Annotated in this window: 9 protein-coding genes; all 9 read left to right on the plus strand. The window is 56.4% G+C overall.

All coding sequences use genetic code 11. From position 1 onward, the window contains the following. The first annotated feature begins 110 nt into the window (after window positions 1-110). Window positions 111-338, plus strand: coding sequence for a hypothetical protein (locus G9Q73_RS05570; protein ID WP_177418918.1), 228 nt, complete (start codon window positions 111-113; stop codon window positions 336-338). 36 nt (window positions 339-374) lie between these two features. Then, window positions 375-1,802: a multicopper oxidase domain-containing protein gene (locus tag G9Q73_RS05575; protein ID WP_177418919.1), complete on the plus strand. Its 1,428-nt coding sequence runs from the start codon at window positions 375-377 to the stop codon at window positions 1,800-1,802. A 33-nt stretch (window positions 1,803-1,835) separates the two neighbouring features. After that, on the plus strand, window positions 1,836-4,502 hold the full coding sequence (locus G9Q73_RS05580) for a cadherin-like domain-containing protein (protein WP_177418920.1): 2,667 nt from the start codon (window positions 1,836-1,838) through the stop codon (window positions 4,500-4,502). Between the two features lie 92 nt (window positions 4,503-4,594). Then, window positions 4,595-5,260 (plus strand): hypothetical protein, encoded by a 666-nt coding sequence (locus G9Q73_RS05585; RefSeq protein ID WP_177418921.1) that lies wholly within the window; start codon window positions 4,595-4,597, stop codon window positions 5,258-5,260. A 364-nt stretch (window positions 5,261-5,624) separates the two neighbouring features. Beyond that, entirely contained in the window at window positions 5,625-8,903 is a 3,279-nt protein-coding gene (locus tag G9Q73_RS05590; RefSeq protein WP_177418922.1) for a Calx-beta domain-containing protein, read from the plus strand. 209 nt (window positions 8,904-9,112) lie between these two features. Continuing rightward, the gene (locus G9Q73_RS05595; RefSeq protein ID WP_177418923.1) at window positions 9,113-9,688 is read left to right on the plus strand and encodes a Calx-beta domain-containing protein; all 576 of its coding nucleotides are present in this window, start codon (window positions 9,113-9,115) and stop codon (window positions 9,686-9,688) included. Window positions 9,689-9,939: 251 nt separating this feature from the next. Continuing rightward, window positions 9,940-10,110, plus strand: coding sequence for a hypothetical protein (locus tag G9Q73_RS05600; protein ID WP_177418924.1), 171 nt, complete (start codon window positions 9,940-9,942; stop codon window positions 10,108-10,110). A 33-nt stretch (window positions 10,111-10,143) separates the two neighbouring features. Continuing rightward, window positions 10,144-10,479, plus strand: coding sequence for a Calx-beta domain-containing protein (locus tag G9Q73_RS05605; RefSeq protein ID WP_369408941.1), 336 nt, complete (start codon window positions 10,144-10,146; stop codon window positions 10,477-10,479). Window positions 10,480-10,488: 9 nt separating this feature from the next. Beyond that, the coding region (locus tag G9Q73_RS05610; RefSeq protein WP_281397557.1) for a Calx-beta domain-containing protein at window positions 10,489-11,088 on the plus strand (600 nt) is incomplete at its 3' end.

The raw sequence follows: 11,088 nt of genomic DNA on the forward strand, positions 1-11,088 counted from the left end.
TCAGTTACGTATTGCTTCAATCGCGACCGTAACCGCAGTCAGACCTCAGCGTTACGGCTCTCCAATGTGGGTCTCGACTGCTTTATACCCTGACCGCACCCGGATTGACGATGAAGATTGTCGGTACTGGTGCGCGGTATATGCACGCAGCGGGAGATAAGAACCTCTACCGCGAGGTTGCCTCGGTCAACTTCGGTGGTGGTGAGACCCACGATGTGTTGGTTGATACCACTGGCGTGGCGCCGGGCACCTACTTTCTTCATGCCGCAGAACTGCATCAGCTGAGCAACGTGACCCAGTTGGACGGCGGAATGATGACTGAGATTGTCGTGCAATAGCGTCAAGCCAGAAGACGATCAAAGGAGATAAACAAAATGATAAAGATAAGACAAAAAACCGTCAGCCTGCTCAGCATGCTACTGCTGGGTATGGCAATGACGACGATCGTGTCCCAAGCCATGGCGGCGGGTCACGACATTCGGGGAATCAAACCTCAGGGGGGAACTACCTTCAATCTCTATGCCTTTCCCTTCAACATGAATCTGCCGGATGGATCCAGCATGTATATGTGGGGCTTCGGAGACATGAATGGAGGGGCCAATGCCAGCCACCCGGCGGGTAATGGCTACAGCCTGCCACAATATCCGGCGCCGACCCTGATCGTGAATGAGGGCGACACCATCACTATCAATGTGACCAACTTCGGTGTTGCTGAGCCGGTCTCAATGGTGATTGCCGGACACAAAGCCAATGCGGTGGGTGGTACCCCTGGACTGGTGACCCGTCAGGCCGGGCTCAATGAGACGGTCGCCTATACCTTTACAGCGAGTAAGGCAGGCACCTATCTCTATCACAGTATGGGCGGTATCAATCCCGGCCTGCACACAGAGATGGGTCTGGTGGGTGCGTTGATCGTCCGGCCGACCGGTTTCGACTCCGCCAACAACCGGATCGCTTATGGCGCCACGACTGAGTACGAGCAGGAGTTCCTCTACCTGCTGACCGAGATGGATCCTGACGTCCATGTGCAGATGGAGCGGGGACACTACAGCCATTTCACCAACTCTGATCGCCAAGCTGCTATCTGGTTCGTCAATGGCCGGGTCTTTCCTGATCTGTTCCAGGGTGACTACAATCCACTCTTCCCTCATCAACCCTACCAGTCCTTGTCTCTCTCTCATGCTGGCGACAAGGTGCTTGTGCGCGCGGTCAATGCAGGGCACGACAGCCATCCATTCCACTTTCACGGTGAGAACCTGCGTTTCATCGCCAGGGATGGACGACTGCTATCTTCGGATGGTGGCGTAACACCGGATCTGGGGCGCTCTGATAACACCCTCAATTCCGCACCGAAACAGACCGTCGACATGATCTGGACCTGGACGGGTAAGAATCTCAACTGGGATATCTACGGCCCGGTCGCCACCAATGGATGTACTGACAGCGATCACAACATGCTGGATGACACCACCGGTGCGGCTTGCCACGACAACATCTGTAACGATGGAGACGGAGACGGTTTCGATGATGTCAATCACGAGTATTGCGCCGATCACGGTAAGGCTCTCCCGGTAGCGCTGCCCGGCGTGCAGGATCTGGCCTTGGGCGGTTGGTGGAGCGGTAGCCCATTCCTCGGTGACACCGGTGACTTGCCTCCGGGTGAGGGTGGTCTCAACCCCTTTGGCGGCTACTTTCTGGTTTGGCACTCACATGCCGAGAAGGAGTTGACCACTTGGGACATTTTTCCTGGTGGCAGTCTGAGCACGATGGTGATTGTACCACCTTACGTGCCGATCCAGTGACGGGGAGGGATAACAATGAAAAGGTCAACAAAAATGAAGACGTATTTCAAGATGGGGGTACTGGCCAGCGCCATGGTCCTCGCCACTGGGAATGTCTATGCACTGGATGTCTATCTGGCAGCCAAGGTCTATACAAGGACAATGCCGGGTGAGACAACGCCTATTACGGTGTGGGGCTATACTGCTGATCCAGGTGGAACCTGCTACAACACAACCTTCGATGCGGATCGTCTGGCATGTGTGAATGGCTTGGTGGATCCTTCCAACGATCCGACATCGGCTGACCGGAGAATAGATATCCCTGCTGGCGACAGCACCCTGAATATCTATCTTTCCAATGGTCTGCCGGATCCGACATCCATTATGATTCAGGGACAGAAACTGCCGGTCTCCACCGGAGGCATGGGACCGACCTGGAATGATAATTCCACGGGCGGAAGAGCGGGCAACCTGACCAAGCGGGTACGCTCATTCGGTTTGGAAGCGGCAGCAGCAGGTGGCAAACAGCTCTATTCCTGGAGCGGCGCCAACGCCATTGCCCGCACCGGCACCTACCTCTACCACAGCGGCACCCATCCCCAAGAGCAGGTCTACATGGGACTGTCCGGTCCGATGACCCGTGATACTCTGGCGGGAGAAGCCTATGACGGCGTTGCTTATGACAATGAGGTGATGCTCTTCTATAGTGATATCGATCCTGAGCACAATGCTGCCGTCACTGCCGGGAGCCATCTTACCTCGATCGCTTATCATCCACGCTGGTTTCTCATCAACGGTGAACCCTACGAGAGTGGCGTGACGCCAGATATAGCTGCCGGTTTTGAAGGTGATCGAATACTGCTGCGCATGTTGAGTACGTCCGCTGAGACTCACGTACCGACCCTGCAGGGTCTCTATGCAAATATCCATGCAGAGGATGGCCTGCAGTACAACTACCAGGATCGGACAACCGGCTTACCTGGTTACGCTCCCCGGGAGCAATACTCGGTCATGATGCCGCCCCTCAAGACAAAGGACGCCATTATCACCCCCGGTGCTGGACGTTACGCCGTTTATGACGGCAACGGTTACATGACCAATCCCAGTGATCCCACTGACGAGACCGTAGGTGACGGTCTTGGTGGCATGTTGCGTTTCCTTGCGGTGAGCGGCCCGGCGGTGAACAATCCGCCAATGGCAAATGCCGATACGGGCTCCACGACTGTTGATGTTCCGGTAGTAATTACGGTGCTGGACAACGATATCGATCCTGATGGGGATGCACTGAGTATTCTCGGAGTTTCACCACCGGCCAATGGTTCAGTCGCGATTGTCTCCACCACGTTTGGAAGCGCCACGGTGCCTAATTCGGCTGTTGAATATTCGCCGGCGCCTGGTTACGTAGGTCCGGATGGTTTTACCTATACTGTGACTGACGGCGTCAATATTGTTGCTGGCGTCCAGGTTTCAGTGAATGTTCTCCCACCCAATGTTCCACCGGTTGTCACCGGTGAGAATGTGACCGCAGTCATCGGCACACCGCTGATCATCGATGTCCTGGCAAATGATACTGATGGTGATGGAGATGTGCTCAGCGTTGCTGCTGTTTCCGTACCGACATCGGGTCAGGCAACCACGTCGACCGATAACATAACAGTAACCTATACTGCGCAAGTCGGCTTTGTTGGCGGCAGCGACAGTTTTACCTACGACGTGAGTGACGGCAACGGAAACGTTGTACCCGGTACGGTCAATGTCACCGTTCTGGCGGTGCCACCGAATGGTCCGCCTGTTGGAACGAATGACAGCTATAGCATCGATGAGGATGCAATCCTCGATGTGGCAGCACCAGGCGTACTCGCCAACGACACCGATCCTGATGGTGATGCTTTGACCGCGCAACTGGTAGCCGGGTCTGGCCCCGTCAACGGGCGCGCCGGTACCTTCAACCTCAATGCAGATGGTTCATTCCATTATGAACCGGATGTGGATTACTTCGGCGCCGACTCCTTCCAGTACGAAGTGGTGGATGCCTTGGGTAACGTCACTGGTCCGGTAACCGTGGACATTACTGTCAACTCGATCAACGATGCACCGGTTGCTAGTGATGTCACTATCTACCTGACGGAGATCACTTCTTTTGTCGCTGATGCTGAGAGCGTGATAGCACGTACCTATGGGATCACTGCTGCCAACGGCCTTGAGTCCAATGCCCACGACGTTGACTCGCTGCCAAATCCAGGCATTTCAGCGGTACTCGATACACTCCCCAATCGTGGGTCCGTGTTGAATCTGATAGATGATGGATCATTCGATTATCAGATCATCCAAGGCAACGCCAGAATCGGTACCTTTGCCACCTTCACCTATCATGTGAATGATGGTGCGGCCGACAGCAACGTGGCCAATGCCACTATCATTCGCGAGGTAGCGACCCGGAAGGTGAACTACCTCGAACGTGGTGGCGCCGGATTGGATCGCTGGAGAGTTAAAGGCGTGACGATACCTGCTCATGTTGGCAAAACAGCTGAAGCCAGGCTGAATGGTCCTGGCGGAACGCTGATCGGAACCGCAGTGGTTGGCGGAGACGGTAAGTTCAATATCAATGTCAACAATACCACCCTGGTAGCCACTCCTGGTGATACCGTTACCTTGAAGGTACTTGGGGCGGGAACCGAGAACGCCGTGCATATCGGCTACCCGGTCTTCTTCCCGAAGTAAGAGAGGAGCATGCCCCCGCCGCAAGGCGGGGGTGGATGTAACCTGCAAATATGACTGGAACAATAGTTCAATCAATCCATGAGATTTCTATCATGAGTAAGAAAGAGGAGTCGGAAATGCCAAAGTCTTCCATATCGCTGGAATCCCCGGAGTCGAATGAATTTAAGGATGATGGCGGATCTGCTGCGTTGATTCTTATGGTGTTGGCTCTTGTCATATTTGTCTTGGTTCTTCTGTACAACCTTCCCGGTTTGGCTGAAGCCGGCACGTTGTCCTCTGGACAACAGATGGATGATGCCGGGTTGGTGAAGGCAAACAACAATGTGGTGGTGATAAAGGAGAGGAAAATTGACTGGAAGCCGCCGGTTGCGCCGGTAGTTGTACAGCCACCGATCATTGATGATGAGCAGGCAAAAATGCTGGAGGAGCGCTGGGGAGTTCGTCTTATCAGCCTCAACCTGAGTGCGGGTGGATACATGATGGATCTCCGTTTCCGTGTGCTGGATGTGGAGAAGTCACTTCTACTTTTCGATCATCGTATCAAACCTCATATCATCACCGGCCGCACCAATATCAAGTTGCCGGTTCCGATGGCAACAAAGGTCGGGGCATTTCGTCCAACCAACCGCGGCCAGAACATCAAGCCTGACCGCAACTACTACATCATATTCGGCAATCCTGATCGGCATGTTAAATCGGGAGAGACGGTAGCGATTGTAATTGGTGAATTTCGCGCTGATGGAGTTAGCGTCAATTGATTTACGCACTCTGTAAATGTGTTGTAGAGAGAAAAAGGAATAGCGACGCCAATGGGAGGCGCGAGTAAGCATGCGATACAAGCATGCGCAAAGAGAGTGGGCAACAAATAAATCTTTCTAGAAAAAGAGTGTTGCCATTGACTGTACGGCGGGGTTGAAGCTTTTTGCTTCTTCCCCGCACAGTTTTTTCGGATAGCCGGAAGTTTTTTTGGCACCGGATAAATAAACAAGATACCGGCAGAGTGCCAAGTGGGACTCTGGAAGAAGCGCACCAAATTGCGGTGGTGTATGAATTCAAATAAGTATCCATCTCCGTTTAGACACAGTTGCGGAAGGGTGGGGTGAAAAGCGTGAGGGTTCGATCGTGATTGGCCAAAGAATAATTTTCACTCTGCTGGGAGCAGCTCTGTTACTTGGTGCATCCAATGCACAGGCAGCGGTAACTACCTATACCGACGAAGCAGCGTACCTCGCGGATCTGGCAACCCTGGGTTACGAAGTTGCCAACGAAGGGTTTGACAGCCCCGACTGGTTGGCGACTGAAACCTTTCCTGTGCCAAGCCTCACTAACAACGGCCTGACCTGGGCGGAGAGTAACGGCAGCACAAACACCTTTCTGATGACAACGACTAGTGGTCTTGTCGGATCTGCTCTGCGCACCTTAAATAGCACTGCCACAGGTCATACTGATCCAGATGGCTTCTACCTGAAGACTGATACTGCGACGACTCCCAACAGTCTCCATGGCTTTGGTGCCTGGTACAAGGGCAGCCAGAACGGCAGTAAGCTGACTTTCACTACCAACGGTGGGGGAGTCGGTTTTACAGGTGAAGAATCGACAGTGCTGACGACCTGGAAGTTTCTGGGTTTTATCGATGATGCTGGGTTCACAACACTTGACGTTCGGGTTGTAGACGATCCCGCTAACACTGATGTCCGTCTTATCTTTGCCGACACTGCATCTATCGGTGCCCCTGTGGGAACCTTCCCTGCAGGCACGCTGGATTTGAGTGAAGCAAACTACCCAGTTAACGAAAATGACGGCACCGTAAACGTAACGGTAAACCGCACGGGAGGAAGTTTCGGTGCGATAACCGTGGATTACGCCACATCAAACGGGACGGCGACCTCAGGGAGTGACTATCAGGCGATCAACAGTACTCTGACATTTGCCGAAAACGAATACAGCAAAGTCATTACCATAAACCTGCTGAACGATTCAGTTTACGAAGGCAGTGAGAGTTTTTCGATAACCCTCTCCAATCCAGGGGGTGGTGCAACACTTGGCACCACGACGACTGCTTCCATAGATATCGCCGACGATGAACCTCCACCCAGTCCGGGTACTCTGGCATTGAGTAGTGCAACGGAGAGCGTTGTGGAGAATACGGCCGGTGGACTGACCCTGACGGTCACCCGCACCGGCGGTGCTGATGGCCCGGTATCTGTTGACTATGCGACGGCTGACGGCAGCGCGTTGCAGCCGGGTGACTACACCCAGGCTACCGGCACGCTGGACTTTCTCGATGGCGAGACCAGCCAGACAATCCTACTGACCCTGACCGACGATGCGACCTGGGAGCCGAATGAAGACTTCACCGTCACCCTGAGCAATGTGGTGGATGCCACCCTGGGCGCCCAGAGCAGCACCACGGTCACCATCACCGATGACCAAGTTCGCAATGCGGGTACCCTGGCCCTGAGCAATGCGACTGTCACCCTGTCTGAGGGCGGACCCGCAATCACGCTGACGGTAGACCGCACCGGCGGTTCGGATGGTACGGTGACGGTTGACTACGCCACTGCGGATGTCACTGCCACAGCACCGGGAGACTACACCGCGCTCAACGGCACACTGACCTTCCTGAATGGAGAGTTGAGCAAGACCCTGACCTTGGCCCCAACCAGTGACACGACCTGGGAGCCGAGTGAGACGTTTACCCTGACCCTCTCCAACCCGGTGGATGCCACCCTGGGCCTGGCCACTGCGACAGTGACCATCAACGATGACGATCCACGCAGTGCGGGCACCCTTGCTCTGAGTACTGCCACGGAGAGCGTTGCGGAGAATGCCGCTGGCGGCATCACCCTGACGGTCATCCGCACTGGCGGTTCGGACGGCACGGTATCTGTTGATTATGCGACGGCGGATGGCAGCGCTGCTGCACCGGGTGATTACGCTGCCCTCAGTGGCACGTTGGACTTCCTCGATGGCGAGACCAGCAAGACAATCCCGCTGACCCTGACCGACGACACGACTTGGGAGCCGGATGAAGACTTCACCGTAACCCTCTCCAATCCAGTGGCGGCAAGCCTGGGCACCCAGAGCAGCACCACGGTAACCATCACCGATGACGACGTCCGTAATGCCGGTACCTTGGATCTGAGTGCCGCCACCGTGACCCTGTCGGAGAGTGGTCCCGCGATCACGTTGACGGTAGATCGAACCGGTGGTTCGGATGGCACGGTAACGGTTGACTATGCCACCGCAGATGTTACTGCCAACGCACCGAGTGACTACCAGGCACTCAGCGGAACGCTGACCTTCCTCAATGGAGAGTTGAGCAAGACGCTGACCTTGACCCCGAACGGTGACACCGTCTGGGAGCCGAGTGAGACCTTTACCCTGAATTTGTCGAATGTAACCGGCGCCACTCTTGGCCTGGCTTCCGCCACGGTAACCATCAACGATGATGATCCGCGCAGCGCGGGCACCCTGGACCTGAGTGCGGCCACTGCGACCCTGTCGGAAGGCGGTCCCGCGATCACGTTGACGGTAGATCGAACAGGCGGTTCGGATGGTACGGTAACGGTTGACTACGCCACGGCGGATGGCACTGCCACCGCGGCCGGTGACTACACGGCTATCAGTGGTACGCTGACCTTCCTTGATGGTGAACTGAGCAAGACCCTGACCTTGACCCCAACCAGTGACACGACCTGGGAGCCAAGTGAGACCTTTACCCTGACGCTCTCCAACCCGGTTGATGCCGCCCTGGGCCTGGCCACTGCGACAGCGACCATCAACGATGACGATCCACGCAATGCGGGCACCCTTGCGCTGAATACTGCAACAGAGAGCGTTGCGGAGAATACGGCCGGTGGACTAACTCTGACAGTAAGCCGTACCGGCGGCTCAGATGGCACGGTATCTGTTGATTATGCGACGACTGACGGCACCGCCAATGCACCGGGTGACTACGCTGCCCTCAGTGGCACGTTGGACTTCCTCGATGGCGAGACCAGCAAGACAATCCCGCTGACCCTGACCGACGACACGACTTGGGAGCCGGATGAAGACTTCACCGTAACCCTCTCCAATCCAGTGGCGGCAAGCCTGGGCACCCAGAGCAGCACCACGGTAACCATCACCGATGACGACGTCCGTAATGCCGGCAATGGATCTGAGTGCCGCCACCGTGACCCTGTCGGAGAGTGGTCCTGCTGTCACGCTGACTGTGGACCGCACCGGCGGCTCGGATGGCACGGTGACGGTCGACTACGCCACGGCGGATGTCACTGCCACAGCACCGGGAGACTACACGCGCTCAACGGCACTGACCTTAGCAATGTAACTGAACGAAGTACACAACGTGGAAGTGGTGCGACCATCTCTGTTGAAGCCGGACCAGCGCGGCAGTAACAGTCAGTGCACCGGCAGCAGTTTCAGCACAGTGACTGTGGACACACATAACATTTTGCCGCTACCTGGTGACTACACCGCCAGCGGCGCACAACCTTCCTTGACGGTGAGTTGAGTAAGCCCCTGACCTTGACCCCGGCCAACGACACAGCGTGGGAACCAAGTGAGACCTTTGCCGTTGTCCGAATGCCAACCAGCGCACTCTTGGTTTGGCTGCCACGGTCACCATCACGCCGATAGTGGCACCAAATGCGGGCACCCTGGACCTGAGCGCCGCCACTGCCACCCTGTCGGAGAGCGGTCCTGCTATCACCTTGACCGTCGATCGTACCGGCGGATCAGACGGCACGGTAACGGTTGACTATGCCACCGCGGATGTCACAGCCAATGCACCGGGTGACTATCAGACACTCAGCGGCACGCTGACCTTCCTGCATGGTGAACTGAGCAAGACCCTGACCTTGACCCCGAACGGTGACACCGTCTGGGAGCCGAGTGAAGATTTCACTCTCACCCTGAGCAATGTGGTGGATGCGGCCCTGGGTCTGTCCGCTGCGACCATCACCATCACCGATGACGACACCCGCAATGCTGGCACCCTGGACCTGAGTGCGGCCACTGCCACCCTGTCGGAGAGCGGTCCTGCAATCACCTTGACCGTCGATCGTACGGGCGGTTCGGATGGCACGGTAACGGTCGACTATGCCACTGCGGATGTCACTGCCAATGCACCAGGAGACTACCAGGCACTCAGCGGAACGCTGACCTTCCTCAATGAGAGTTGAGCAAGACGTTGACCTTGACCTCGAATCGGTGACACCGTCTGGGAGCCGAGGAGACCTTACCCTGAATTTGTCGAATGTAACCGGCGCCACTTTGGCCTGGCTTCCGCCACGGTAACCATCAACGATGATGATCCAGGCGCAGCGTGGCAATTCTAGACCTGAGTGCGGCTAATGCCACCCTGTTTGAGAGTGGTCCGGCTATCACCTGACGATTCGCACCGGCGGTTCGGATGGCACGGTAACGGTTGACTATGCCACCGCAGATGTCGCTGCGCCAATGCCCTGGTGACTACCAGGCCCTCAGCGGTACGCTGACCTTCCCGCATGGTGAACTGAGCAAGACCCTGACCTTTGACCCCCGAACGGTGACACTCAAGGTCTGGGAGCCAAATGAATTTCACTCTTACCCTGAGCAATGGTGATGCGGCCTGGGTCTGTCCGCCGCGACCATCACCATCACCGATGACGACACCCGCAATGCTGGCACCCTGGACCTGAGTGCGGCCACTGCCACCCTGTCGGAGAGTGGTCCGGCTATCACCTTGACTGTCGATCGCACCGGCGGTTCGGATGGTACGGTAACGGTCGACTATGCCACTGCGGATGTCACTGCCAATGCACCAGGAGACTACCAGGCACTCAGCGGAACGCTGACCTTCCTCAATGGAGAGTTGAGCAAGACGCTGACCTTGACCCCGAACGGTGACACCGTCTGGGAGCCGAGTGAGACCTTTACCCTGAATTTGTCGAATGTAACCGGTGCCACTTTGGCCTGGCTTCCGCCACGGTAACCATCAACGATGATGACCATGCAGCGCGGCACCCTGGACTTGAGCGCCGCCAGTGCCACCCTGTCGGAGAGCGGTCCCGCTATCACCTTGACTGTCGATCGCACCGGCGGTTCGGATGGTACGGTAACGGTTGACTATGCCACCGCAGATGTCACAGCCAATGCCCCGGGTGACTACCAGGCACTCAGCGGAACGCTGACCTTCCTCAATGGAGAACTGAGCAAGACCCTGACCTTGACCCCGAACGGTGACACCGTCTGGGAGCCAAATGAAGATTTCACTCTTACCCTGAGCAATGTGGTGGATGCCATCCTGGGTACCCAGACCAGCACCACGGTAACCATCACCGATGATGATCCGGCCCCACCAGCGGGGGCCATCGACCTGAGCGGCGCCAGCTTCAGCGTATCCGAGGCGGGTCCGGCACTGGAGATCACGGTCAACCGCAGCGGCGGCAGTTTCGGAACGGTGACGGTGGATTATACCGGCGCGAACGGCTCGGCGACCTCACCGGCGGATTTCGATCCGGTGAACGGAACCCTGACCTTTTTGGACGGTGTGCTGACGCAGACGATCATGGTAACCCCGGTGGACGATACCACCTGGGAG

Source organism: endosymbiont of Lamellibrachia barhami (assembly GCF_011947365.2).
GTDB lineage: Bacteria > Pseudomonadota > Gammaproteobacteria > Chromatiales > Chromatiaceae > QGON01.